The 24,108-nt window shown below is 62.9% G+C and carries 22 protein-coding genes and 4 tRNA genes; 17 read left to right on the top strand and 9 right to left on the bottom strand.

What is annotated here, in order from left to right:
- Positions 1-2: 2 nt before the first annotated feature.
- The 5 genes from P9875_RS19835 to P9875_RS19815 all read left to right on the top strand — a co-directional run bounded on the left by P9875_RS19835 (position 3) and on the right by P9875_RS19815 (position 5,954).
- Positions 3-1,385: a multicopper oxidase family protein gene (locus tag P9875_RS19835; protein WP_035820068.1), complete on the top strand. Its 1,383-nt coding sequence runs from the start codon at positions 3-5 to the stop codon at positions 1,383-1,385.
- A gap of 165 nt (positions 1,386-1,550) precedes the next feature.
- Entirely contained in the window at positions 1,551-3,206 is a 1,656-nt protein-coding gene (locus tag P9875_RS19830) for a methyl-accepting chemotaxis protein (protein ID WP_278316380.1), read from the top strand.
- A 78-nt stretch (positions 3,207-3,284) separates the two neighbouring features.
- The gene (locus P9875_RS19825; RefSeq protein ID WP_278316379.1) at positions 3,285-4,049 is read left to right on the top strand and encodes a transporter; all 765 of its coding nucleotides are present in this window, start codon (positions 3,285-3,287) and stop codon (positions 4,047-4,049) included.
- 93 nt (positions 4,050-4,142) lie between these two features.
- A complete protein-coding gene (locus tag P9875_RS19820; protein ID WP_099400563.1) occupies positions 4,143-4,640 on the top strand; it encodes a hypothetical protein in 498 nt (165 codons plus the stop codon).
- Between the two features lie 15 nt (positions 4,641-4,655).
- Entirely contained in the window at positions 4,656-5,954 is a 1,299-nt protein-coding gene (locus P9875_RS19815; protein ID WP_035820065.1) for an NAD(P)/FAD-dependent oxidoreductase, read from the top strand.
- Positions 5,955-5,995: 41 nt separating this feature from the next.
- Here P9875_RS19815 and P9875_RS19810 read toward each other — a convergent pair whose 3' ends face one another.
- The gene (locus P9875_RS19810; RefSeq protein ID WP_278316378.1) at positions 5,996-6,511 is read right to left on the bottom strand and encodes a DUF6265 family protein; all 516 of its coding nucleotides are present in this window, start codon (positions 6,509-6,511) and stop codon (positions 5,996-5,998) included.
- A gap of 77 nt (positions 6,512-6,588) precedes the next feature.
- On the bottom strand, positions 6,589-7,302 hold the full coding sequence (locus P9875_RS19805; protein WP_278316377.1) for a sensor histidine kinase: 714 nt from the start codon (positions 7,300-7,302) through the stop codon (positions 6,589-6,591).
- A 282-nt stretch (positions 7,303-7,584) separates the two neighbouring features.
- Between P9875_RS19805 and P9875_RS19800 the strand changes: the two genes are divergently transcribed.
- Entirely contained in the window at positions 7,585-7,980 is a 396-nt protein-coding gene (locus P9875_RS19800) for a hypothetical protein (RefSeq protein WP_035820061.1), read from the top strand.
- Positions 7,981-8,048: 68 nt separating this feature from the next.
- Here P9875_RS19800 and P9875_RS19795 read toward each other — a convergent pair whose 3' ends face one another.
- Together P9875_RS19795 and P9875_RS19790 are read right to left on the bottom strand one after the other, a co-directional pair.
- On the bottom strand, positions 8,049-9,032 hold the full coding sequence (locus P9875_RS19795) for a GGDEF domain-containing response regulator (RefSeq protein ID WP_035820059.1): 984 nt from the start codon (positions 9,030-9,032) through the stop codon (positions 8,049-8,051).
- Between the two features lie 304 nt (positions 9,033-9,336).
- Positions 9,337-11,829 carry a hybrid sensor histidine kinase/response regulator gene (locus P9875_RS19790; protein WP_278316376.1) on the bottom strand — a complete coding sequence of 831 codons (2,493 nt, stop codon included), beginning with the start codon at positions 11,827-11,829 and terminating at the stop codon, positions 9,337-9,339.
- A 428-nt stretch (positions 11,830-12,257) separates the two neighbouring features.
- Here P9875_RS19790 and P9875_RS19785 point away from each other — a divergent pair.
- From P9875_RS19785 to P9875_RS19775, 3 genes are all read left to right on the top strand, one after another.
- Positions 12,258-12,334: transfer RNA gene (locus tag P9875_RS19785), tRNA-Arg, on the top strand.
- Between the two features lie 82 nt (positions 12,335-12,416).
- Positions 12,417-12,493, top strand: a tRNA-Arg gene (locus tag P9875_RS19780).
- A 78-nt stretch (positions 12,494-12,571) separates the two neighbouring features.
- A tRNA-Arg gene (locus P9875_RS19775) sits at positions 12,572-12,648 on the top strand.
- Positions 12,649-12,717: 69 nt separating this feature from the next.
- Here the strand turns inward: P9875_RS19775 and P9875_RS19770 are convergent.
- Positions 12,718-13,863, bottom strand: a complete 1,146-nt coding sequence (locus P9875_RS19770) for a NosD domain-containing protein (RefSeq protein ID WP_176388486.1) — start codon at positions 13,861-13,863, stop codon at positions 12,718-12,720.
- A gap of 332 nt (positions 13,864-14,195) precedes the next feature.
- On the opposite strand from P9875_RS19770, the gene P9875_RS19765 reads away from it, so the two are divergent.
- Positions 14,196-14,272: transfer RNA gene (locus tag P9875_RS19765), tRNA-Arg, on the top strand.
- 55 nt (positions 14,273-14,327) lie between these two features.
- Here P9875_RS19765 and P9875_RS19760 read toward each other — a convergent pair.
- Entirely contained in the window at positions 14,328-15,203 is an 876-nt protein-coding gene (locus P9875_RS19760; RefSeq protein WP_278316375.1) for an AraC family transcriptional regulator, read from the bottom strand.
- A gap of 115 nt (positions 15,204-15,318) precedes the next feature.
- On the opposite strand from P9875_RS19760, the gene P9875_RS19755 reads away from it, so the two are divergent.
- Both P9875_RS19755 and P9875_RS19750 read left to right on the top strand, forming a co-directional pair.
- On the top strand, positions 15,319-16,278 hold the full coding sequence (locus P9875_RS19755) for a phytanoyl-CoA dioxygenase family protein (protein ID WP_278316374.1): 960 nt from the start codon (positions 15,319-15,321) through the stop codon (positions 16,276-16,278).
- Between the two features lie 82 nt (positions 16,279-16,360).
- Complete coding sequence (locus tag P9875_RS19750) at positions 16,361-17,506, top strand: alpha-hydroxy acid oxidase (protein ID WP_278316373.1); 1,146 nt, start codon at positions 16,361-16,363, stop codon at positions 17,504-17,506.
- Here the strand turns inward: P9875_RS19750 and P9875_RS19745 are convergent.
- The 3 genes from P9875_RS19745 to P9875_RS19735 are packed head-to-tail and all read right to left on the bottom strand — an operon-like array spanning position 17,503 to position 20,528.
- Entirely contained in the window at positions 17,503-18,165 is a 663-nt protein-coding gene (locus tag P9875_RS19745) for a hypothetical protein (protein ID WP_278316372.1), read from the bottom strand. The two genes, P9875_RS19750 and P9875_RS19745, sit on opposite strands and share 4 nt — an antisense overlap.
- Before the next feature lie 9 nt (positions 18,166-18,174).
- Positions 18,175-18,936 (bottom strand): CPBP family intramembrane glutamic endopeptidase, encoded by a 762-nt coding sequence (locus P9875_RS19740; RefSeq protein ID WP_278316371.1) that lies wholly within the window; start codon positions 18,934-18,936, stop codon positions 18,175-18,177.
- A gap of 8 nt (positions 18,937-18,944) precedes the next feature.
- Positions 18,945-20,528, bottom strand: coding sequence for a GGDEF domain-containing protein (locus tag P9875_RS19735; RefSeq protein WP_278316370.1), 1,584 nt, complete (start codon positions 20,526-20,528; stop codon positions 18,945-18,947).
- A gap of 141 nt (positions 20,529-20,669) precedes the next feature.
- Between P9875_RS19735 and P9875_RS19730 the strand changes: the two genes are divergently transcribed.
- The 5 genes from P9875_RS19730 to P9875_RS19710 are packed head-to-tail and all read left to right on the top strand — an operon-like array spanning position 20,670 to position 24,058.
- Positions 20,670-21,233, top strand: coding sequence for a GNAT family N-acetyltransferase (locus P9875_RS19730; protein ID WP_035820044.1), 564 nt, complete (start codon positions 20,670-20,672; stop codon positions 21,231-21,233).
- Positions 21,230-21,577 carry an SMI1/KNR4 family protein gene (locus P9875_RS19725; protein WP_278316369.1) on the top strand — a complete coding sequence of 116 codons (348 nt, stop codon included), beginning with the start codon at positions 21,230-21,232 and terminating at the stop codon, positions 21,575-21,577. The genes P9875_RS19730 and P9875_RS19725 overlap by 4 nt, the downstream gene beginning before the upstream one ends.
- A 15-nt stretch (positions 21,578-21,592) precedes the next feature.
- The gene (locus P9875_RS19720; protein ID WP_278316368.1) at positions 21,593-22,129 is read left to right on the top strand and encodes a GNAT family N-acetyltransferase; all 537 of its coding nucleotides are present in this window, start codon (positions 21,593-21,595) and stop codon (positions 22,127-22,129) included.
- Positions 22,129-22,842, top strand: a complete 714-nt coding sequence (locus P9875_RS19715) for a response regulator transcription factor (protein WP_278316367.1) — start codon at positions 22,129-22,131, stop codon at positions 22,840-22,842. Before P9875_RS19720 ends, P9875_RS19715 begins: the two co-directional genes overlap by 1 nt.
- On the top strand, positions 22,835-24,058 hold the full coding sequence (locus P9875_RS19710; RefSeq protein WP_278316366.1) for a sensor histidine kinase: 1,224 nt from the start codon (positions 22,835-22,837) through the stop codon (positions 24,056-24,058). Before P9875_RS19715 ends, P9875_RS19710 begins: the two co-directional genes overlap by 8 nt.
- Positions 24,059-24,108 lie beyond the last annotated feature (50 nt).

Genomic DNA, 24,108 nt, shown 5'->3' with positions numbered 1-24,108 from the left:
TGATGATTACACGTAGAAACTTTTTCATGAATGCGGGCGCCGTCGCCCTGAGTGCGGCGGCCGTCAGCCGAGTCGGTGCGGCCTCGTTGCCGGAAGCCGTCAGCATGGCCGGCGCCGACACCAAGGCGCCGCCACCACCGCCGAACGGGCGTCCATACAATCCCGTCGTCACCCTGAACGGCTGGTCCTTGCCCTGGCGCATGAACAACAACGTCAAGGAATTCCATCTGGTGGCCGAACCCGTCGTGCGCGAACTGGCGCCCGGCATGATGGCCAATTTGTGGGGCTACAACGGCCAGTCGCCAGGTCCGACGATTGAAGTGGTGGAGGGCGACCGCGTGCGCATCTTTGTCACGAATAAATTGCCGGAACATACGAGCGTGCACTGGCACGGCCAGCGCTTGCCGAACGGCATGGATGGCGTCACGGGCCTGACCCAGCCCGGCATCGCCCCCGGTAAAACTTTTGTGTATGAATTCGTCGCCAAGCGCCCCGGCACCTTTATGTACCACCCGCATGCCGATGAAATGACGCAAATGGCCATGGGCATGATGGGTTTCTGGGTGACGCATCCGAAAGACCCGAACTTCATGAAGGTGGACCGCGATTTCGTCTTCTTGCTCAGCAACTATGACATCGATCCGGGCAGCTACACGCCAAAGATCATGACAATGACGGATTTCAATCTGTTCACCTTCAACAGTCGCGTCTTCCCCGGCATCGACCCCATGGTCGTGCGCCAGGGCGACAAGGTGCGCGTGCGCGTGGGCAATCTGACGATGACGAATCACCCGATCCACATGCATGGCCATGAATTCGAGGTGACGGGCACGGACGGCGGCTGGACACGCCCCGAATCGCGCTGGCCCGAAGTGACGACGGACGTGGCCGTTGGCCAGATGCGCGCCGTGGAGTTTACCGCCACGGACCTCGGTGACTGGGCTTTCCACTGCCACAAGTCGCACCACACGATGAATGCCATGGGGCACGACGTGCCGACCATGATCGGCGTCGACCACCAGGGCGTGGCCGCGAAGATCAACCAGCTCGTGCCCGGCTACATGGTGATGGGCGAGCGGGGCATGGCCGACATGGGCGACATGCAGATGCCGATCCCCGACAATACCCTGCCGATGATGGCCGGCGACGGCCCCTTTGGCGCCATCGGCATGGGCGGCATGTTTACGACAGTCAAGGTGCGCAAGGACCAGAAACCGGGCGACTACCGCGATCCGGGCTGGTACAAGCACCCGGCCGGCAGCGTGGCTTATGAATGGACGGGCGCCTTGCCGGAACCCGTGCGCGGCCAGGGTGTGGGCAAGCTGCCGGCCAAGGGTGGCGTGGAAATGACGGTGCGCAAGCCAGGCGGGCACAGCGGGCATTGACGCTCCCGCCCCTAGGGGCTTGCTAACACGGCAAGCTCCAGGGCATGTTGCTTTAAATCAAGGAATTGTTGCTTAGTGACAATCCGAGCATTTTAGTGGCCGTTTTTTCCTTATATTCAAGTCATACGCTTAAATTATTGGCTATCGTCTTGTCTAGGAGGAAACATGTTGAATCAAATGAAAGTGGGGACGCGCCTGCTTGCGGCCTTCTTTTGCGTGGCGCTGATGGGGGCCGTCGTGGCCGGCATCGGCATCTTCAACATGGGCAAGATCGACACCATGGCGGGGCAGATGTACAACCATGAGTTGCTGGGGCTGTCGTACATCAAGGAAGCCAATATCGCCCTCATCAAGGTGGGCCGCGCGCGCAGCAATTTTCTGCTGGCGACCACCAGCGAAGAGCGCGCGGGGCGCCAGGCCGATATCGCCAAATATCTGGAACAGAACAAGAGCAACCTGGCCAAGGCCCAGCCGCTGTTCGTCACGCCGGCCGCCAAGGAGCTGTTTGCCCGCTTCGCCACCGTTGAGGCCGAGTATGTGAGCACCTTGCAGCAGTCGCTGGCGCTGGCGGCGGCCGAGCCGCTGGCGCAGCGCAGCGCGCAGCTGACGGCGCTGCTGGCCAAGACGCGCCAGCATGCGGACGAGCTCGACGGCGTGCTCGATAAATTGTCCTTGCAGAAGGAAGCGCGGGCCAAGGCGGCGGCCGAGCAGGCATCCGGCGTGTACCAGGCCAGCCGCAGTTTCATGATCGCGCTGGTGCTGGGCAGCGTGGCGGCAGGCCTGGCGCTGGGGGCGCTGATCACGCGCGGACTGACGCGCCAGCTAGGCGGCGAACCGGCGTATGCCGTCAGGATCGCCGGCGCCATCGCCGAGGGCGACCTTACCGTCGACATCCGCACGGCCAGCCACGACAGCGCCAGCCTGCTGTTTGCCATGAAAACCATGCGCGACAAGCTGGTGGGCATCGTCAGCCAGGTGCGTTCGGGCACGGACACCATCAACACGGCCTCGGGTGAAATCGCCCAGGGCAACCTCGATTTGTCGTCCCGCACGGAAGAGCAGGCCAGTTCGCTGGAAGAAACGGCGTCGTCGATGGAGCAGCTGACGTCGGCCGTGCGGCAGAATGCGGACAATGCACGCCAGGCCAATGCGCTGGCCGGCGCCGCATCCGACGTGGCCGGCAAGGGCGGCGCCGTGGTGGGGCAGGTGGTGCAGACGATGGAGTCGATCAATGCCTCGTCGCGCAAGATCGTCGACATCATCAGCGTCATCGACAGCATTGCCTTCCAGACGAATATCCTCGCCTTGAACGCGGCCGTGGAAGCGGCCAGGGCGGGCGAGGAGGGACGCGGTTTCGCCGTCGTCGCGTCCGAAGTGCGCAACCTGGCGCAACGCTCGGCCAGTGCCGCCAAGGAAATCAAGACCCTGATCGGCGACTCCGTCGAGCAGGTGGAGATCGGCTCCAGACTCGTGCATGACGCGGGCAAGACGATGGATGAAGTGGTCGCCAGCGTGCGCCAGGTGGCCGACATCATGCAGGAAATCACGGCCGCCAGCGCCGAGCAAAGCGCCGGCATCGAGCAAGTCAACCAGGCCGTGCTGCAGATGGACCAGGTGACGCAGCAAAACGCGGCCCTGGTGGAAGAGGCGGCCGCGGCGGCCGAATCGCTGCTGGACCAGGCGCAGACCCTGACGGAACTGGTGGGCGTATTCCGCTTGCATGCCCAGGCGCAACAGATGGCTGTGCCAGCGGCCAGCAACGTCACGCCGTTGCGCCGGGCAGCGCCAGCCGCCAGGCAGGACGTGCGGCGCCTGGCCTGAAACGGGGCTGGCTCGGGCGCAATCGGCGCGGCGGTGGTAGGCTGTCGCTATTGCGCGTTTACCACTTCCGGGTCTTTCATGTTATTTCCCCGCTTGCTTTGCTTCTCCCTGCTGCTGTCCCTGGCGCCCCTGGCGCAGGCACAGCAGGGCAATCCCGTCCTGCCTTACCGTCCTTCCGTGGCCAGCCCCGCCCAGCTGCCCGTGCCGGGCCAGCTGGAATTCGAGGCCGGCGGCCTGCTGTCGAAAACGGATGACACGCGCCGCGCCAGTCTGCCATATACCTTCAAACTGGCGTTCACGCCCGAATGGGGCGTGTTGCTCGAAGGCGAGGGTGTCGTGCGCGCACGCGATGACACGGGCCGGCGCGAGACGGGCGTGGGCGATACGACGGTCGTGCTCAAGCGCGCCTTTTTGCTCGACAGCGCCACGGCGCTGGGCCTGGAACTGGGCTGGAAATTGCCCACAGCCAAAGACAGCATCGGCAGCGGCAAGAGCGACGTGTCGCTCAATGGCATTTTCAGCCGCGACCTGGGTGCCGTGCACCTGGACGCCAACTTGAACGCCACGCGCCTGGGGGCCTCCGACCCTGGTACGGGCAGGGTGCAAACGGGCTGGGCCACCTCCTTTTCCACACCCGTCAGTGAGCGCTGGGGCGCCACGGCGGAAGTATCGGGCACGCGCCTGCGCGGCGCGCCGGCCACGGCGCAATTGCTGCTGGCCGCCACCTACAGTCCCACGCCACGGCTGGCCATCGACATCGGCATGGCGCGCGGCTTGACGGCGGCGTCGCCGGACTGGTCGCTGTTCAGCGGCCTGGTCGTGCCCTTGGGCAAACTGTGGTGAGATTGCCACGGCCATCCTTATGTGTCCTTGCGAACAAACAGTTGGTCACACAAGGTCTACAATTGCGGCATAACTGATAAAAGGAGTGTCCCCATGAAAACCCTGATTCTTGCCGCCGTCTTGCTGTCGGCAGCTACCGCTGCCGTCGCCCAGGTCGGCGTCTCTGTCACCGTCGGCCAGCCAGGCTTTTACGGACGTCTCGACATAGGCGACTATCCCGCGCCGCAATTGATTTATGCCCAGCCTGTCATCGTGCAGCGCCCGCAATATTATTCGGCCCGTCCCATCTATTTGCGCGTGCCGCCCGGCCATGCGAAAAACTGGTCCAAGCACTGCCGCAAGTATAATGCCTGTAACCAAGAGGTATATTTCGTTCAAGATAGTTGGTATAACAACCAATATGTGCCCCGTTACCGCCAGCAGCATGGCGACCATGGCCGTCCCGATTACGGCGACCGCGGCCGTCATGACAACAAGCATGACAAGCACTTTGACAAGCATGATGACAAGCGCGACAAGCATGACAACAAGCCGGGCAAAGGCCATGGCAATGGCAATGGCAATGGTCACGGCAACGGGCACAGGGATTAATAAACAGGAGGATCTTTGCATAGTAAAATCGTTATCGTAGGGGGAGGTGCAGGCGGCCTGGAGCTGGCCTGCAAACTCAGCCGCAAGCTCGGCGCCGGCCAGGTCACCCTGGTCGACAGCCGCCTGTACCATATCTGGAAGCCGTCGCTGCATGAAGTGGCGGCCGGCACCCTGGACATTCATCAAGAGGGCCTGTCGTACCAGATGCTGGCGCACGACAATGGTTTTACCTATGTCTATGGTCCTTTGATCGCGCTCGACGCCGCCTCGAACAGCCTCACTGTGGGCGCCATCGCCACGGACAAGGATGAGCAGCTCTTGCCGCAGCGCACCGTCAGCTACGACCAGCTGGTGCTGGCCGTGGGCAGCACCTCGAATTACTTCGGCGTGCCTGGTGCCAAGGAAAACACGATTTCCCTGAATGCCACGGAAGACGCCGAACGTTTCCGTCTGACCCTGCTGAAACTGCTGGCCATGGCCGAGCAGCGCCAGGGCGACGCGGGCCATCCCGGTGTCGACATCGTCATCATCGGCGGCGGCGCCACGGGCGTGGAACTGGCGGCCGAATTGCGCGAAGCGAGCGGCGTGTATGCGGCGTATGGTTTCCAGAATCTCAACGCCATCAAGGATGTGCGCATCACCCTGCTCGAAGGGGCGCCGCGCATCCTGGCGCCGTTGCCCGAGCGCGTGTCGATTGCCGCCTCGAAACTGCTGCACCAGCATGGCATCAGCGTGGTGACTGATACGCGCGTCACCACGATCGAAGCCGACAAGGTGACGGTAGCCAGCGGCACCAGCTATGCGGCCGACATCTGCGTGTGGGCTGCGGGCATCCGCGCGCCGGAATTCCTGGCCACCCTGGGTTTGCCGACCAACCGCGCCGGCCAGCTGGAAGTGACGGGCATGCTCAACGTGCAGGGCCACGCGAATATCTTCGCGCTGGGCGACTGCGCCGCCTGCACGGGGCCCGATGGCAAGCTGGTGCCGCCGCGCGCCCAGGCCGCGCATCAGCAAGCCGATTACCTGCTGAAAACTTTCCTGCTGCAAGCCAAGGGCAAGCCGCCGCAAACCAAGCCCTATGAATACCTGGACTACGGTTCGCTCGTGTCGTTCGGCCGCACCACCTCGGTCGGTACCCTGATGGGTTCGCTGAAGGGCTTGAGCTGGTTCGTCGAAGGCTTTGTCGCCCGCATGATGTATGTCAGCCTGCACCTGATGCACCATAACGCCGTGCTGGGCAGCGTGCGCACGGCCGTCATGGCCATGGGGCGTTTCCTGATCAAGCGCAGCACGCCACAGGTCAAGCTGCACTAAGCCGTTGCTATTCCATCAAAAAGGGGCCGCGAGGCCCCTTTTCATTTGCTGCGCGTGACGGGTGCCGCTTCGCAGCGGCCCCGCGTCATGGGGAAGTCGATGGTGGTGAGTTTGCCCTTCAAGGTGCCGCTAATGCTGGCATGCAAGATGCGCTCGCTGTCGTGGCGGTAGTTGATGCGGCTGGGGAAGTCATTGTCCAGGTTGGCGAAGATGAATTCATTCGGCTTTTCCTGGCGCAGCAGGTTGAAGATCACGGGCGGCTGGCCCGACGGCTGCACGATGTAGGCCAGCTGGCCCGGATCGGTGAGGCGGATCTGCACGAATTCAAAGGCCGTCGTCTTGCCGCCCTTGACGGTGCGGCTGGTGCCGAGGAGGGTGCCGCCCGCAGCCGTGCTCCATTGTTCGCCGGAGCCTGGCTCGGCGCCGTCGACGTTCCAGCAGCCGGCCAGCCAGGCCAGCTTGTCCACGGTTTCCGGCGGCGGCACGGCCTTGTCGGCGGCCTGGGCGGCGCCCGTGGCCAGCAGCGCTGCCAGCAGGGTGGGGATGAGTCGTTGCATGCGGTCTCCTGTCGTCGAATCGTTCTGCGGTTCGGGGCGCTCCGGCAGTGTTCTGGCCCGATGCGGCCTGGCAAAGACTATTCTTTTGGGGTAATGCGCGGCAAGACCACGGTCAGGGCCGTGCCGCCTTGCGGATTGGCTGCCAGGCTCAGGGTGCCTCCCAGGTAATGCACGCGCTCGCGCACGGCGCGCAGGCCGTGTTTGCTCATTTCGACGTGTTCGCTCGCTGGCAGCCCCACGCCGTCATCCTTGACGGTCATCATCAGTGCCTCGTCATTGTCATCGATGATGATGTCCACCTGCGTGGCGTGGGCGTGCGCGGCGATGTTGCCGAGCGCTTCTTCCAGGGTGCGCAGCAGGGCCACGCCCACGTTGCGCGGGCAAATCAGTTCATCTTCGGGCAGGCTGCAGCGCACGGCGATCTTGTGCTGTTCGGCAAATTGCGCGGCCAGCTCGCCCAGCGCTACATTCACGCCGAGAAACTCGAGCTTGTCGTTCCACAGCTTCATCTGCATCTGGCGGTTGGTTTCGATCACGTTCAGCAGCAATTGCTTCATGGTCGCCGCGCGGTCGAGCAAGGCGGCTTCCTGCGGCATCTTTTGCGTCAGCAGCGACAAGTGCATGGTCAGCGCCGTCAGCGAAGAACCGAGGCTGTCATGCAGCTGGCGCGACAGGGCGCGCCGTTCATTGTCCCAGCTGGTGTTGACATGACCGAGCAACTCGCTGAGATCGGCGGCGCGTTCCGCATCGGCCTGGGCCGTTTCCTTGATCGGATCTGTTTGTGCGGACATAGCGCCCCGTGAATGGTGAAAGGTGAGGACCAAATTCAAGTTGTGGATCATACATGAGGATTTCATCGCGGGGCGCATGGATGGAAAATTTCTGTCTTTTCGGCAATTTTAATCTCCTTCCATCATTTTTATGTTATAGGCAATATTATCGTTTGCGCCAGCAGCTACCGTTCCTGCCGTTACGTACGGCTGCGCACATACCGGGGCGCTCTACGCTGCCATAGTGGGGCTGTGCCTCCCCCATGCAGCACTGGCCCGCTTATCGAAACGAAAGGACATGCCATGAATATCGATACCATCGTCGACAAGGAATACCTCGACAAAAGCTTCCGCGACATCGTCAATGCGCCCATCAGCGCCCTGCGCGGCGTCAGCCCGAAGGACGCCAAGGCCTTGCAGCAAGCGTTTGGCGTGACCACCGTGCGCGAATTGTCCAACCTCAATTTCGTCAAATGGGCCAGCGCGCTGGCCATCCTGGCCGATGAAGAGGGCATGAGCGGCGAAGAGCGGGCCAAGGAAGAATTGCTCGACGACGCCGTGGAAATGACCTTCCCCGCCAGCGACCCGATCTCCGTCGATGCCGGCATCACGCGCATCGAAGTGCCGCCGGAAACCGTTGATGCGCAAACGGACCACCAGCATGCGGGCCAGCATGAGGCAGCCGCTGGCAAGAAATAAGATGGCCCATGCATAAAAAAAACCGGCTTGCCGGTTTTTTTTATGTGCCGCGGGGCGTAAAAGTCAGGTCAGGCGATCGACGGAATACTGCTTTTCTGCATGTTGACCTGCGACGCGATCACTTCGTGCGGCGTGCAGCAAAAGCGGTTCTTGCCGGCGCGCTTGGCTTCATACAGGGCCGTGTCGGCCGCGCCGAGCAGGGATTCGACGGTGCTGGCGTCGTCCGGGTAGATGGCGATGCCGATGCTGGTCGACAGGCGCAGGGTCAGGTCGTTGATGAAATACGGTTCGGAAATGACTTCGATCAGCTTGGCCGCCGGTTCGCGCGCGTCGCCCTTGCCGGCCAGGTTGCCCAGCACGATGACGAATTCATCGCCGCCGATGCGCGCCACCGTGTCTTCCTTGCGCGACGCGCCCACCAGGCGTGCCGCCACCATTTTCAGGATGTCGTCGCCATAGCCGTGGCCGTAGCTGTCGTTGATGGCCTTGAAGCCGTCCAGGTCCAGGTACAGGATGGCCGATTTGCCGCGGCTGCGGGCCGATTGCTGCAAGGTATGCTCGATGCGGTCTTCCAGCAGGCGCCGGTTCGGCAAGCCCGTCAGCGGATCGTGCAGCGCCAGTTCCTGCTGCTGCTTGCTGTATTGCGCCAGTTCCTTGTACAGCAGGCGCACTTCCAGCATGTTGTGGATGCGTTTGTGCACTTCCATCAGGTCGAAGGGCTTGCTGATGAAGTCGCGCGCGCCCGCTTCCAGGGCGGCGATCTTGAAACTCGGTTGCGCCGTCAGGGCCAGCACGGGCAGGTAGCCGCCATGTTCGATTTCCTTCAAGCCTTTCATGACCTGGAAACCATTGAGTTCCGGCATTTGCAGATCCAGCAAGATCAGGTCGTAGCAATGCTCCCGGTGCAGAGGGCAGACCTGTGCCGGCCGCATGGTGGCCGTGACGTCGGTGTAGCCGGCATCGCGCAGGATTTCCAGCATCAGGTCAACATTGTCGGGGGAATCATCGACGACCAAAATTTTGGCTTTCAAAATCTCATCTTGGCTGGGCATGTAGGGTCTCGGTTATACGGTCTATGCAACACGGGCTTTTACCGCAGCCAGGGGCTGGCGGCGGTCGGATGATAGTAGCGCCTTGCAACAAGATAGGGCGCACAACAGCGCATGAGCTCGCTTCTGTCGTCCTCGCCGGCCAAGGTCGCCGTCTCCAGCCTGCCGTGCAGGTGTGCTTCTGCATTTCAGTGTAGCAAACTTCAGCATAGTTGCTTGTAGGACAGTGCCGCGTCTGAAAGTAGGAAGGCCAACCCATGAAAATAGTCATTTTGTACTGCACTATGTATTTCTTTGCATCATCTTTTTAGGGTGGTGTTTTGCGCTCCGTGGCAGCGTGCGCAGCGGCCAGTTGCGCCACGGCCGTCACCAGCTCGGCCGGGTCGAGCGGTTTCGAGACCCAGGCCTGGAAGCCGCTGGCCAGCGCCCGCTGGCGATCCTGCGGTTGCGCGAACGCCGTCAGCGCCAGCGCGGGCAGCCGCGCCATATCGGGGGAAGCGTGTGCGCGCACTTGCGCCAGCAAGTCGAAACCGTCGGCGTCGGGCATGCCGATATCGCTGATCAGCACATCGGGGTGCACCTGCTCCAGCAGTTGCAGCGCTTGCGCCACGCTGCCGGCGCCGTGTACATCGGCGTTGTTGTCGCGCAAGATGCGTTCCGTCAGTTCACGCGCATCGGCTTCGTCATCGACCAGCAGCACCGTGACGCCGCGCAAGTCATGGCTGGCGGACGGGGCGTTGCCCGCCTGGCGCGCGGCAGCGGCCGGCGTCCCCAGCGGCAGGCGCACGGTAAAGCTGGTGCCCTGCATGTCGCCGGCGCTGCTGACGGCGACCGTGCCGCCATGCTGCTCCACCAGGTGCTTGACGATCGCCAGTCCCAGCCCCAGGCCGCCGTGCCGGCGCGTGGTCGAGGCGTCGGCCTGGCGGAAGCGGTCAAATACGTGGGGCAGGAAGTCTTTCTTGATGCCGACGCCGTTGTCGGTCACCGTGATGGCCAGGCGCGATGCTTCGCGGCGCACGCCGATATCGACCCGGCCCCCTTGCGGCGTGAACTTCAGGGCATTCGACAGCAGGTTCCAGATCACTTGCTGAATACGGCTGGGGTCGCCCGTGATGTTGCCCGCGTCGCTGGCGATGCTGCTGTGGATGGCGATGTGCTTGGCGTCGGCCGCCGGGCGCAGGGTTTCGATGGCCGAGGCGATGATGCTGGCGGGCGCGAGGGTTTGCAGGTCGAGCAATACCTTGTCGGAGGTGATGCGGCTCATGTCGAGCAAGTCTTCGATCAGCTGCGCCTGTGCGCGCGCGTTGCGCTCGATGCTTTGCAGGCCGCGGTGCAGGTCGGCCTGGTCGCGCGTGCCGCGCCGCAGCACCTGAGCCCAGCCGAGGATGGCCGACAGCGGCGTGCGCAGTTCATGCGACAGGGTGGCGAGAAAATCGTCTTTCAACTGGTTCGTGCGCTCGGCCTCGGCGCGCGCCTCGCGTTCGCTGTCGAGCAGCACCTTGCGCTCTTCGGCGGCGCGCGTGGCGGCTGCGTACAGGCGCGTATTGTCGAGCGCGACGGCGGCCTGGGCCGCGATGGCCGAGACGATGCGTTCGCTGCGCGCACTGAACATGCCCGCCTGCGGATGGCCCAGCAGCAAGCGTCCCAGCATCAGGCCCGAGCGCGAGCTGACGGGCAGGCTCAGGCAACTGCGCAGCGGCGGTGCGCCGTCGGCGCTGGCGTCGGGCGCGGCCAGCAAGTCGTTCTGCCGCATGGCCGGTCCCTGGCGCAGTTCCGTGGCGATGGCCTCGGCCTGGTACAGGCTGATGCCGTTGACGGCGCGCGCCGACGGCAGGTGGGCGGCGCCGTCGTGGATCTCGCCCGCATCGTCATAATAAAAGGCGCCGAAGCGCGCGCCGCTGATGCGCGTGGCCGCATCGACGGTTTCCTGCAGCAGCGCCGGCAAGTCCAGGGTGCCGGCCAGGGCCGCGCCCGTATTGTTGAGCAACTCGAGCACGCGCGTTTCATCACGCAAGGCTTCCTGCGCGCGCTTGACCTGGTCGACGTCGGTGCTCGTGCCAAACCAGCGCAGCAGCTGGCCGCCCCGGTCGCGCACGGGATTGGCGCGCGTCAGGAACCAGCGGTACTGGCCGTCGGCGCCGCGGATGGGGAATTCCATTTCAAAGGGCGTGCCATCGCGCAAGGCGGCCTTCCACGCGTGCAGCATGGGCGGCAAATGCTGCGCGTCATAGGCGATGCTCCAGCCGTCGCCCGCCATCTGTTCGGCGCTGGTGCCCGTGTAGTCGTGCCAGCGCTGGTTGTACCAGGCAATGGTGCCGTCGAAGCTGGCGATCCAGGCCAGTTGTGGAATGGAATTGGCCAGCGCGCGCAAGCCTTCCTCGCTGTGGCGCAAGCTTTCCTCGGTCGCCTTGCGCTGGCTGATGTCCTGGATGTACGTGGTCAGGCCGTCACTGGAAGGGAAGATGCGCACTTCCAGCCAGCGCCCCAGCGGCGGATACAACAGTTCAAAGCTGCAACTGTGCTGCTGCGCCATGGCGCGCCGGTACTGCGTTTCCAGCTCGGTACCCTGCAAGGCGGGACAGGCTTGCCACAAATTGTTGCCTGCCAGGCTGGCGCCAGGCGGACGCTGCGGTACAAGCATGTCGGCGCCGCGCGTATTGATATAGCGGATGGTCCAGTCGCGGTCGAGCAGGCAGAAGCCGTCGGTGATGCCTTCCAGCAAGTTGGCCAGGCGCTCGTCGGAGAGGCTCAGCGGCGCTGATGGAGGCAGCAGATCTTGCGTGCGGTCAGGCTTGGCCATCGGAAATCCTGCAACAGTGAGTCTGCCGCACGGGCTCTTGCCTCGCCGGGCCGCCGCCGCTCAGCTCAGTTAAATGGGTCATGTTGGTCAATGCCCGCCGTCATGAATTGGGGAGGCACAAGCGCCCCTGTCTGGCTGGTATTGTAGCCCCAAGCGGCGCGGCGCCTCCGCACGCTTGCGCGCCACTTGCAGATAGCACTGGACAGGCTGGAAAGCAGTCCCTATAATCCCGCTTCTTTCGAGACAGCAACTTCTCGATTCGCTGGAGGCTCCTGTGAAAGCGGAAGTGTCCATCGATAAAAAGGCGTGAGCTTTTTGGCAGTGAAAAGGTAGTCGATCTTGCGGGGCAGTATTGCTGCAAAATCAGCTAAGCGATTGAAAAATCGAACTTTTCAAAGCGAAATGAATACGCTATAATGTTTGCCTGCGCGGCTGTAGCTCAGCTGGATAGAGTACTTGGCTACGAACCAAGGGGTCGTGGGTTCAATTCCTGCCAGCCGCACCAGAATACTGAAAATCAGACTTTGCCTGGTTTTGCTGTACCAAGTTTCGCCTCCATGTTGTTGATGGAATGTTGTAGAAGTTTTGCGGCTGTAGCTCAGCTGGATAGAGTACTTGGCTACGAACCAAGGGGTCGTGGGTTCAATTCCTGCCAGCCGCACCAGTATTGCCAAGATGGAGTTCGCTTCATCTTGATGAAAGTTTCAAGCTTCGCGCCGTCCGGCGAAGTGTGTCAGAGTTTGCGGCTGTAGCTCAGCTGGATAGAGTACTTGGCTACGAACCAAGGGGTCGTGGGTTCAATTCCTGCCAGCCGCACCAGTATCAGCAGTAAAGAAAAACCCGGAAAGCTCGCTTTCCGGGTTTTTTGCATTTCCGCCCGCGTCGCGCTTATGGCACGACATTGACCAGGTTGGACAGGCTCAGGATTTTACCCAGTGTCGCGCTATTCGCGCTGTGGCTGGGGTCCCTGTTAAGCGACAGGAATTTCCCTTCGTAATTCGAAATGCTGAGCGCCCCCGACATCATGCCGCCCGTCGTCAGCAAGGTTCCCAGCACGGTCGTGTACTTGCCCGCATTGCCCGGCACGCCGCCACCGACGAAGCTGCCTTCGTAAATGCTGCTGCTGATGATGGTATTGCTGTAGGTATTCGATTTCAGGTTGATGCCATATTGCACCTGCTCGAAACGGGGCGCGATGATCGTGTTGTGGCTGAAATGGTCGACATCGATGCCGTTGAGCAGGCTTTCGAAGCCGATGTTGTAGAACTTGTTGCCGTTGAAGTAATCCGTCTGGTTCGGGCCTTTCTCTGCCCGCAAGCCCGTTTCGCCAGCGATGCGGCCACCTGTGAACGTGTTTTCATTGACCCAGTTCTTGCTGCCCGTGCTTTCCGTCGTCAGGTAGATGCCCACCGCGTTCTGGTACAGATAATTGAATTGCACCTTGTTGTACTGGGACCCCTTGGCGCTGCCATCGCCCGTAACCTTGATGCCATTTCTGAATCCCTCGATCCAGCGTGCATTCAGATTGGTATTGCTGGCATTGAGCAGGGTGACGCCCGAGCCGCTGTAGCTGCTGTAATCGGGCGTGGCGCTGGTCCAGCTCAGGCCGACGACTTTTTCCAGGTACACATCGTGCGTGTTCTCAACGATGAGGCCGTCGCCTGGCCCGAAAAACAGGGTGCCCAGCGACGTCAGGCGGATGCGCTTGTTTGCGGGCAGTCGCAGCGCGCCCTGGAATTTGTACTCGCCGGCATCGATCACCAGTTCCTGGCCGGATTTCAGCTTGCTGATGGCGGCGGTGACGGCCGGGGTATTGTTGTTCGATGCTTCCGACAGGCCGAACCATTTCGCGTGCAAGGCGCCGCTGTAGGCGCGCTTGTACAGTTTGTTGCCGCTGAGAATGACCGTGGCGCCGTCGGCATCGGTGGCGGAACCGGTGCCGGACAGGTAAAACAGGCCTTCGCGGCCCGTATCCGAGATGAACACCACGGGCGGCGGCGCGGCATCGCCTTGCAAGGCGATGATGCTCATCATGGTCTGGGCCTGCACGCCTGGCGTCGCAAAGATTGCGGCGAAGGCGCATGCCGTTGCGAATGTGGAGAAGGTAAAGGTGGGGCGCATTATTTCCTCTGCATGGATGGATGGGACGGTTGGAATCTGTTTGATTATCTTAAATATAATACTATTAAATAACAGTGTTATATTTAGATGCTTAAAAAATATTTTCCGTATGCCAGCCAGTCGGTGCAGGTCGCGCGCGCTGTCGCGGCACCTGGGTGGTGGTATCTCAGTTGGTATCTCAATTGTGAAATATCGCGGCGGCGCCCTTTGCCATTCTGCAAAGCCCTGCTATAATCTTGTCTTAGGCGGCTGTAGCTCAGCTGGATAGAGTACTTGGCTACGAACCAAGGGGTCGTGGGTTCAATTCCTGCCAGCCGCACCAGAATATTGGGGGTCAGATTGTAAAATCTGATCCCCTTTTTCGTTTCCGAATGGATTTACGCTGTGCCTGTGGCGCCGCGCCGGTATTGCAGGCGAAACGCGCGCGGCGTGACGTGCCTGGCGGCGCGGAACTGGCGGTTGAAATGCGCGAGGTTGCGGTAGCCCGCCTCTTGCGCGATGACGGCGATGGCAAGATTGCTTTCGATTAGCTGTTGGCAGGCGCGGCCGATGCGCAGCCGCGCCAGGTATTCGCCCGGCGTGCAATGCGCGTGGCGCTTGAAACAGCGATGAAACGCGCCCAGCGACAGGGCCGCCCGCCGCGCCAGGATTTCCAGTGCGATCTCTTCCCGGAAATGCGCGTGCATGTAGTCCAGCACGATAGCCATGCGCTGTTGCTGCCCATCGGCATGCACCGGCGCCAGCGCTTCCGACGCCAGCGGCTGCGCACTGCCATCGCCGGCCAGGTCCAGCAGCACGTCGAGCAGCAGCGGCAGGCGCTGCGGCACAGGCAGTTCATTCAATTGCAGCAACCTGGCCGCGCTGCGCGCGCTCGTTGCCGGCGAAAAATGCAGGGCGGGGCCGGCGCGGCGCGCCAGTTGCCGCAAGCTGTGCAATTCCGGAAAGCAGGCGGCCAGCTGCTCCACCCATTCCAGCGAAAACCACACGACGACGGCCAGCATGGGCTGCGTGCTGTCGATGCGCTCGCTGGCCGACCACGTGTGCGGCAAATTCGGCCCCAGCAGCACCAGGTCGCCCGGTTCGAAATCGCCCAGGTGGTCGCCGATGTAGCGTTGCCCGCGCGCATTGACCGTCAGGGTCAGCTCGAACTGCGGGTGGTAGTGCCAGAGGAAGGGAATGGCCTCGAGTTCGCGCCACAGCAAGCCCCAGGAGTGGCCCGTCGGGATCGTGACTTGTTCGAATAAAGGCGTCATTGTGACGTTTTGAGGTGGTGGATAGTCAGGATGGTATCAGTATTGGTTGCTGCGCACGCATTTTACGCGGCAATGTCGCAGCACAATCTGTCTCACACCAACACAGGAGACAGCGATGCAAGAAGATCGATACCAATACGGCGAAGACCGTCCCGGCAACCCGTCCGTGGCCTACATGGAACAGACCCAGTTGCGCGACATCCAGAAACAGCTGCCCCTGCGCGTGCTGTCCGACAGCGACTTTTTGCACTGGCAAACCTACGGTTACGTCATCGTCAAGGATGCCGTGTCGCCCGAGCAGGTGCGCCGTACAACGGACTTTCTGTGGGAATTCCAGGGACTCGACCAGAACGACGCCGCCACCTGGAACCAGGACCAGTTGCGCGACCATGCCATGAAAGAACTCAATGGTTCCGGCATGGTCGAGGCCTATCACAACCAGACCCTGTGGGATAACCGCCAGACTCAGCGCGTGTATGACGCCTTTGTCGACATCTGGGACCGCCAGGATTTGTGGGTGACCATCGACCGCGCCAACCTGAACACGCCGAACAATGGCAAGCGCAAGTTTGGCGGCTTCATCCACTGGGATGCCGATACGACGCTCGACCCGCTGCCCGTCAACGTGCAAGGCGTGCTGGCCCTGTCCGACACCTCGCCCGAGAGCGGCGGTTTTCAATGCTATCCGCAACTGTTCAACAACTTGCTGGCGTGGCGCAAGACCGTGCCGCTGGACCGCAACCCGTGGCAGCCGGATCTGGCGACGGTGCCGTACCCGATGGAATTCATCGCCATGAAGAAAGGGGAGTTGTTGATCTTCAATAGCCTGCTGGCGCACGGCATCCGCCCGAACACGTCCACCGACCAGGTGCGCCTGGCGCAATATATTTCCTTTACGCCCGCCCAGGAAGATAATCAATCCTTGCGCGACTGGCGCGTGCAAAGCTGGCGCGAGCGTAGCGCGCCGCAAGGCTATGCGTTTCCCGGCGACCCCGAGGAAAAGGAACAGCTGCGCTATCCGCAGGCGCAGTTGACGGCGCTGGGCGAGAAGATCCTCGGCGCGCGCAACTGGTAAGTGTGGCGGCATTGCCTGCCGGATAGACAATTGCAGGCAAATGCACGATCATGGTTCGACTTGCCATCGACCGAGGAAACGCATGAGTATCATCACTTGCATCGAAGACTTGCGCGTGCTGGCCCAGAAACGGGTGCCGCGCATGTTTTACGACTACGCCGATTCCGGTTCCTGGACGGAATCGACGTACCGCGCCAACAACAACGATTTCGCCAGGATCAAATTCCGCCAGCGCGTGGCCGTCAACCTGGAAAACCGCAGCCTGGCTTCGACCATGGTGGGCCAGCACGTGTCGATGCCGGTAGCCCTGTCGCCCACGGGTTTGACGGGCATGCAGCATGCCGATGGCGAAATCCTCGCGGCCCAGGCGGCCGAGCGCTTCGGCGTGCCGTTCACCCTGTCGACCATGAGCATCTGCTCGATCGAGGACGTGGCGGCAAACACGACGAAACCGTTCTGGTTCCAGCTGTACGTGATGAAAGACCGCGAATTCATCAACCGCCTGATCGACCGCGCCAAGGCGGCCAAGTGCGGCGCACTGGTGTTGACCCTGGACTTGCAGGTGCTGGGCCAGCGCCACAAGGACTTGCGCAACGGCCTGTCGGCGCCGCCGAAATTGACGATTCCGAATATCATCAACATGGCCACCAAGCCGCGCTGGGTGGCCGGCATGCTGGGCACGAAACGCCGGGGTTTTGGCAACATCGTCGGCCACGCCACGTCCGTGTCCGACATGTCGTCCTTGTCGGCCTGGACGCAGCAGCAGTTCGACCTGAGCCTGTCGTGGGCCGACGTGGAATGGATCAAGCAGCGCTGGGGCGGCAAGCTGATCATCAAGGGCATCATGGATCCGGAAGACGCGCGCCTGGCCGTGGAAAGCGGCGCCGATGCGCTGATCGTCTCGAACCACGGCGGACGCCAGCTCGACGGCGCGCAATCGTCGATCGAAGCCTTGCCCGCCATCGTCGACGCCGTCGGCAGCCAGATCGAAGTGCACATGGACGGCGGCATCCGCTCGGGCCAGGACGTGATCAAGGCCGTGGCGCTGGGCGCGAAAGGCGTGTACATCGGCCGCCCGTTTTTATACGGCCTGGGCGCCATGGGCGGGCCGGGCGTCACCAAATGCCTGGACATCATCCGCAATGAACTCGACCTGACGATGGCCTTTTGCGGCTTGCGCGACTTGCAGCAGGTGGATAAAAAGATCTTGCTGCCGGGGACGTTTTAAGCGGAGGCTGGCGCCAGCCTTTCCCACGGCTCGCGGAACGTGGCCGCATCGAGCGGCCGCGCATGCGGGTCACCGGGCTGGAACAGGCCGCCGATCAGCATATCCTGGATGGCGCCCGTGAAACCGCCATACGCGGCGCGGCCCCACTGGCGTTGCGTGCGGGCGAAGACGACGGCGGCTTGCTGCGCAGCCAGTTGCGCCAGGGATAGGCGCAGGGCGGCGGCCGCATCCGTTCCCATGTCCGTGGCGATGGCGCACACCAGGCGCTGGCTGAACTGCAATGTCTTGCCCTCCCGGCCCAGCAGCGATTCATTGGCCAGGGCGAGGAACAGATCGGGCGCCTGGTCGTCTTTTTCGCAGGTCGTCCACGATGGCGCCCAGGCTTCCAGGCTCATGAAGCGCGCTTCCGTCGTTTCCGGCGTGTGCGTCCACCTGGCGTGCGATTTGCCGTCCCAGCCCAGACGGCCAAAGGCAATCGGTTTGCCCTTGGGATTGTATTGATGGCTGCGTACGCCGGCCTTGCCCCGCGTGCTGGCTTGCGCGATCAGACCATCGAGGCTGGCGGCAAACGGCGTCCATTGTTCCGCATCCCAGAGCGGCGTTGCACCGGGCGCGGCCAGCAGCAGGAAGACCTCGTAGTCACGTGAAAAAAACGCCATGCAGATTCCTTATGCTTGCAACAAGGCCGCCCGCTGGCTGGGCCGCAGCAAGTAGACCCCGTACAGGCACAAGGGCAGCACGGCCAGCAGGGCGATGTACGGCAAGATGGACGCGCCGTCTTCGGCCGGGTTGGGCAAGGTGGCCGTCACCAGCGCGTAATCCCACAGGCCATGCACGAGCACCATCGGCCAGATGGAGCGGGTGCGCAGGCGGATGGCCGCATAGCCGACGCCCTGCAGGGTGGCGGCCACGGCTTGCCACAAGGCGCCGCTGACGTCGCCCGTGGCCAGGCCGTTGGCCGTATGGGCCAGGCCGAACAGCGCCGAGGACATCAGGACGGCCGGCCAGACGGCGTAGCGGTCCAGCATGCCCTGCAGCAAGATGGCGCGGAACATCAGTTCTTCCGAGATGGCCACCAGCGCCGCATTGCCAGCGACGATCAGCAGCACGCGCGGCTGCGGCCAGCCGCCGGCCCAGGCCAGCAACAGCATCAGCAGCGCATACAGCAGGGGCGGCGAGACGAGCCACACGGTTTTCCATGGCTGCGGCGCGCACAGGCCCGCTGCGCGCGGCCGGCTTGACGCCAGCAGCAGCGCCAGCGCGAACAGGGCGGCCAGCGCCCACGACAGGCCGATACGGCCGGTGACGGCGGCGCCCGGCAAGGCGTAGCCGGCCGCTTCCAGCCAGCGGCCGCCCATGCTCAAGCCCAGCCAGACGGCCAGTGCGATGATGGCGACCGGCATGGTGAGGGTGATTTTTTTCCTGGACAAGATTGGCCTCATGCTACGGTTTCGCCGCTGCTGACGCGGTTGCGGCCCGTGTTTTTCGACTGGTACAGCAAGGCATCGGCTTCGCGTATCAGCTCGCTGCTCTCCGTGGGGCGGTCTTGGCCGGGCTGCAGCGTGGCCACGCCCAGGCTGACGGTCACGACACCGTTCGCGCTGGCCGCGTGGGGGATTTGCAGCGCTTCCACGGCTGCCCGGATGGCTTGCGCGACTTCCAGCGCGCCCGCCGCGCCGGTGCCAGGCATGATGACGGCGAACTCTTCGCCGCCGTAGCGGGCCGCCAGGTCTTCGGCCCGGCCGACGCTGCGCGCCACGGCGCCGGAAACCGCCTGCAGGCATGCGTCGCCCGCCACGTGGCCATATTGATCGTTGAATTTCTTGAAGAAATCCACGTCGAGCATGATCAGCGATACCGCGTGCCCGCTGCGCTGGGCGCGCTTGAGTTCATGCGCCAGGGTCTCGTCGAAACAGCGGCGGTTGGCCAGCCCCGTCAAGCCGTCCTGCGCCGCCCGCGCGGCCAGGTCGGCGTTGGCGTGCCGCAGCTCCGTCGTGGCCACGCGCAGGCTCGCTTCGATACGGTCGCGTACGGCAATCTGCCGCATCAGCTTGCGGAACAGGTAGATCAGCGCCGCCCCCGCCGCCAGCGACGCCAGCACGATTTGCATGCTCAAGCGCTGCCACTCGGCGAAGATGTCTTCCTTCGACAAGCCTGCCGCCACGATGACGGGAAAGCGTTCCAGATGGCGATAGCTGTACAGCCGCTCGATTTCGTCCACCTTTGCCGTCATCATGGCCGTGCCCACCGGCCCTTTTTCGCGGTAGGCGCGCAAGAGTGCGCCCGACGAAATATCCATGCCGATGACATTGGGCTGGAACGGCCGGCGGTAGATCAAGGTGCCGTCGTCGAGAGCAAAGAACGCCGTGCCCGTTTTGCCAAGGTTGAGGCTATCGTAGATGCGTTCGAAAGAGGCGAGCCCCAGGGTGACCAGCACCACGCCGGCAAAGGAGCCGTCCGCTAATTCCACCCGGCGCGACACGGGCAAGACCCATTGTCCGCTTGATTTGCTGCGCACGGGCGCGCTGATGCGGCTGCCCAGCTGCGCATGCGTCTGGTGATACGTAAAGTAATCGCGGTCCGCATTGTTGCCGTCCTGCCCGGCGCCGGACGAGCTGGCCAGCCAGTCTCCGCGGCTGTCGAAAATGAAGACGCCGGCAATTTCCACGATATTTTTCGATAGCTGCTGCAGATGCGATTGCAGCCGTTCGCCGGTCGCGTCATTATTGCCTTCGTTGCGGATGTGCTCGCTAATATCTTCCAGCATCGCATCGGCAATTTCCAGTTCCATGTACGCTTGCGTCGCCAGGCCGCGCGCCATGTTTTCCGTCGCCGTGCTGGCCTCGCGCAGGCGGACCGCATGCGAAGACCAGACGATCCAGATGGTCATGCCTAGCAGCATGGCGCACATGCAAAAGAAGGCGATGCTGGCCCAGACGATCACCGGCCGCTTGTGCCGGCTCAAGACCTCGGGCTGCGCCGCGATGGCGTCGGTAGGTGCTGCGTCCTTTACTGCGTGCATAGGCGAATCATGAAGTTGCATCAATGATATGGTCGAAAATATTGCCATAGTACATTAAAAGCAGCATCACAAAATTGCCACATCGTTATAGTTGCATGGAATAATAAGCATCACCCCTTTTGAACCCTGGATTGGAGTTGCATGGCCTACACGAAAACCCTCACCACTGAACGCCTGATCCTGCGCAAGCCGCAGCCATCGGATGAGGCGGCCCTGTTCGCCGTGCATGCCGATCCCGAAGTGATGCGCTATTTCAGCGAACCGCCGTGGACCGATGCCAGCCGCGCCGCGCGTCAGATCGCCGAGGACAGCGCCGCTTTCGAGAAAGAGGAATTCTTCCGCTTCGCCGTCGAGCTGAAGGCGACGGGCGAATACCTGGGCAGCTGCAGCCTGTTTTCCGAACACCGCCAGAACCGCCGCGCCGAAATCGGCTACGCGCTGGGCCGTCCGTACTGGGGCAAGGGCTATATGCACGAAGCCTTGTCGGCGCTGCTGGAATACGCGTTCATCGAACGCGACCTGAACCGCCTGGAAGCCGATATCGACCCGCTCAACGCCGGCTCGGCCAGCGCCCTGGAACGCCAGGGTTTCAACAGGGAAGGTTTTTTGCCTGAACGCTGGATCGTCGGCGGCCACGTCAGCGACTCGGCCCTGTACGGCTTGCTGCGGCGTACGTGGGAAGCGCGGCGCAAGGGCGCCGCGTGAGCCAGCAGGAAGTCGAAGCGCTCGAGCGCTGGCTGGGCCACGCCTTGCCGGCGCACTACCGGCGCTTTCTCGACGACTGGCAAGAGGAGATGCGCGGCGAGCAGGTAGTGCTGTATGGCGTGGAAAGCTTGCGGGAACGCAATGAAACGTATGAGACGCAGCAATTTTGCCCCGGCTACATGACCATCGGCGACGACAGCGGCGGGCGCGCCGTCATGCTGGCACTCGATGGCGCCGACCGTGCCGTCTACCTGGTGGGGCATGGCTCGATGCAGCGCGACGATTTCGAGCTGGCCGCCGATGATTTCGCATCCTGGCTGGCCGCCGATTGCCCGCTCGCCTGAGGAGGATGCAAAGCAATGAAAGTTGTTGATTTACCCGTTTCCGGCCATCCACTGGTGACCTTGCGCCACCTGGAACGACGCGACGCGCCCGCCTGGTATGCCTACCTGGCCGACCCTGCTGTCGTGGAACACACGAGCTGGAACTTGCGTTGCGTCGACGATCTGCAGGCCAATTTCGATGATTACGCATCGGCCGAAGCGTCTTCCTCCATCCGCCTGGCCGTCGTGCTGCGCGAGGGGGGCCGGCTGGTGGGCACGATCGGCTTCAATGCCATTTCCCCGCAGCATCGCACGGCCGAAATCGCCTACGACCTGGCGCCCGCCGTCTGGGGGCAGGGCGTGGCCGCGTCCCTCGCCGCGACCGTCGTGGAGTGGGGCTTCCAGCGCCTGGGTTTCCTGCGCATTCAGGCAACTGTGCTCGATAGCAATGAACGTTCGATCCGCGTGCTGGAACGCTGCGCTTTCGAGCGGGAAGGCTATCTGCGCTGCTACCGGCAAATTCGCGGAAGATCCGGCAATTTCTGGCTGTATGCACGCATCGCCGGCGTGTGATGAATAAACTTTCCTTGAGCATACTGCTGGTGGAAGACCACCTGGCCATCGCGCGCCAGGTGCTCGACTTCCTCGACGGCCTGGGCTGGCAGACGGACCATGCGGGCACGGGCGCGCTGGCCGTGCAGCTGGCCACGCGCAACAGCTATGACGTGGTGCTGCTGGACCTGAACCTGCCTGACCTCGATGGCTTGCAAGTGTGCCGCGCCATCAAGGCGGGGGCGCCCAGCAATGTGCCGATTTTGATGCTGACGGCGCGCGACTCTTATGAAGACAAGGCGCGCGGTTTTCGCGATGGCGCCGACGATTACCTGACCAAGCCGTTCGACTTGCGCGAAGTGGCCTTGCGCTGCGAAGCGCTGGCGCGCCGGCAGCAGCTGCATGTGCGCCAGGAAATGCGCGTGGGTCCCTTTACCTTGCAGACGCGCGCAGGGCGCGCCTTGCTCGGCGACGTACCGCTGCAACTGACGCAGACGGGTTTCAAGATATTGCTGCTGCTGTGCCGCGAGCATCCGCACGCCGTCTCGCGCTCGGCCTTGCTGCAACAGCTGTGGGGCAGCCAGCCGCCCGACAGCGACGCCCTGAAATCGCACATCTACGCGCTGCGCAAGCAATTGGAGCTGGTTGGCGGGGCTGGCGCGGCAGGCGTGCTGGTGACCATACCGCAGCTGGGCTACCGCCTTGCCTTCGATGCGGCGGCCAGCGATGGCTAAGTCAATCCGGCAGCGTTTGTTCGCGGCGCTGGCCGGCTTCACCATCCTGCTGTGCCTGTGCTACACGGGCCTGGCGCTGGTGATTGCCTACGTGACGGAAGACATGCTGGTGCAGCGCCTGCTCGAGCGCGAAGCGGCGGCCGTCGGCATGCGCTGGCAGCAGCACGGCAAGCTTACGCCTTCGGGCAGCGACCTCATCACGGTTTATGGCAGTTACCTTGACTTGCCTCAAGCAGTGCGTGCGCAAGTGCCGCCGTCTGCCCCGCGCGGCGAAGTGTTTACCGAGACGGGCCAGCATTATCATGTACTGGCGCTGGATCTCGTTGCCGCTGGCAAGCCCCAGCGCAGCTATCTGCTGGCCGACGTGGCGCCCGTGCTGGTCGTGTCGCGCCTGGCGCGGGAAGTGGGAGGTGTCGTCGCTGGCGTGGCCTTGACGCTGATCGCCCTGGCCTTGCTGCTGGCGTACTGGCTGGCGCGGCGCCTGGTGCTGCCCTTGCAGCGCCTGGCCCAGGAAGCGCGCCAACTGGCGCCCGGCAGCGCCGTCCATTTCAGCGAGCGCGACCGCCCCGACGAGATCGGTTTCCTGGCGCGCCGCCTGGAAACCACCTTTGCCGAACTGCAGGCGGTGTTGCAGCGCGAACAGGCATTCACCCGCGACGTCAGCCATGAATTGCGCACGCCGCTGACCTTGATGCACAACACCCTGGCGCTGGCCAACGCACAGCCCCTGGGCGGGCAGGAGCAGGCGCAGCTGCGGCAATCCACGGACGAAATGCGCGCCACCATCGACGTGCTGTTCGCGCTGGCACGGGCGGAACAGTTGCCGGGCGTAGCGGTGGAATTGCGCGGCTGCATAGAACAATGCCTGCTGCGCCTGCTCGACGAGCATCCCTGGGATGCCAGCCTGCTGACCCTGGACTTGCCCGAGCGGCTGGACGTGGTTGCTAACCCGCAGCTGGTCATGTTGCTCATCAATAATTGCCTGGCGAATGCCCTGTTCCATGGCGGTCCCGATTGCCGCATCAGCATTGCGTTTGCGCAAGGTTGTCTGAGCATTGACAATACCGTGTCGCCGGGACAGCCTCGGCGCATCCACGGTTTCGCGCATGGCCAGAACCTGCTGCTGCGCCTGGCACAAGCCATGTGCTGGGACATTGTTTTTCACCCCGGCGCGACGCGCTACCGTGTCGCCATCGTTCCTGCTCCGGCGCCATAAAGTCAGCGGATTTCACCGCGATTTCACCTGCCCCTGCTTATGCTGGCTGC

This window comes from Janthinobacterium rivuli, assembly GCF_029690045.1.
Lineage (GTDB): Bacteria > Pseudomonadota > Gammaproteobacteria > Burkholderiales > Burkholderiaceae_D > Janthinobacterium > Janthinobacterium rivuli.
The sequence above is the reverse complement of the archived record's forward strand: the minus strand, read 5'-3'. Positions and strand labels throughout refer to the sequence as shown.

What these genes read in the sequence shown, in the direction of transcription:
- P9875_RS19720 (WP_278316368.1), top strand. Translation starts at nt 21,593, where the DNA reads ATGAAAGTTGTTGATTTACCCGTTTCCGGCCATCCACTGGTGACCTTG.
- P9875_RS19750 (WP_278316373.1), top strand. Translation starts at nt 16,361, where the DNA reads ATGAGTATCATCACTTGCATCGAAGACTTGCGCGTGCTGGCCCAGAAA.
- P9875_RS19770 (WP_176388486.1), bottom strand. Translation starts at nt 13,863, where the DNA reads ATGATGAGCATCATCGCCTTGCAAGGCGATGCCGCGCCGCCGCCCGTG.
- P9875_RS19715 (WP_278316367.1), top strand. Translation starts at nt 22,129, where the DNA reads ATGAATAAACTTTCCTTGAGCATACTGCTGGTGGAAGACCACCTGGCC.
- P9875_RS19820 (WP_099400563.1), top strand. Translation starts at nt 4,143, where the DNA reads ATGAAAACCCTGATTCTTGCCGCCGTCTTGCTGTCGGCAGCTACCGCT.
- P9875_RS19800 (WP_035820061.1), top strand. Translation starts at nt 7,585, where the DNA reads ATGAATATCGATACCATCGTCGACAAGGAATACCTCGACAAAAGCTTC.
- P9875_RS19795 (WP_035820059.1), bottom strand. Translation starts at nt 9,032, where the DNA reads ATGCCCAGCCAAGATGAGATTTTGAAAGCCAAAATTTTGGTCGTCGAT.
- P9875_RS19760 (WP_278316375.1), bottom strand. Translation starts at nt 15,203, where the DNA reads ATGACGCCTTTATTCGAACAAGTCACGATCCCGACGGGCCACTCCTGG.
- P9875_RS19745 (WP_278316372.1), bottom strand. Translation starts at nt 18,165, where the DNA reads ATGGCGTTTTTTTCACGTGACTACGAGGTCTTCCTGCTGCTGGCCGCG.
- P9875_RS19755 (WP_278316374.1), top strand. Translation starts at nt 15,319, where the DNA reads ATGCAAGAAGATCGATACCAATACGGCGAAGACCGTCCCGGCAACCCG.
- P9875_RS19735 (WP_278316370.1), bottom strand. Translation starts at nt 20,528, where the DNA reads ATGCACGCAGTAAAGGACGCAGCACCTACCGACGCCATCGCGGCGCAG.
- P9875_RS19825 (WP_278316379.1), top strand. Translation starts at nt 3,285, where the DNA reads ATGTTATTTCCCCGCTTGCTTTGCTTCTCCCTGCTGCTGTCCCTGGCG.
- P9875_RS19835 (WP_035820068.1), top strand. Translation starts at nt 3, where the DNA reads ATGATTACACGTAGAAACTTTTTCATGAATGCGGGCGCCGTCGCCCTG.
- P9875_RS19710 (WP_278316366.1), top strand. Translation starts at nt 22,835, where the DNA reads ATGGCTAAGTCAATCCGGCAGCGTTTGTTCGCGGCGCTGGCCGGCTTC.
- P9875_RS19790 (WP_278316376.1), bottom strand. Translation starts at nt 11,829, where the DNA reads ATGGCCAAGCCTGACCGCACGCAAGATCTGCTGCCTCCATCAGCGCCG.
- P9875_RS19730 (WP_035820044.1), top strand. Translation starts at nt 20,670, where the DNA reads ATGGCCTACACGAAAACCCTCACCACTGAACGCCTGATCCTGCGCAAG.
- P9875_RS19805 (WP_278316377.1), bottom strand. Translation starts at nt 7,302, where the DNA reads ATGTCCGCACAAACAGATCCGATCAAGGAAACGGCCCAGGCCGATGCG.
- P9875_RS19810 (WP_278316378.1), bottom strand. Translation starts at nt 6,511, where the DNA reads ATGCAACGACTCATCCCCACCCTGCTGGCAGCGCTGCTGGCCACGGGC.
- P9875_RS19830 (WP_278316380.1), top strand. Translation starts at nt 1,551, where the DNA reads ATGTTGAATCAAATGAAAGTGGGGACGCGCCTGCTTGCGGCCTTCTTT.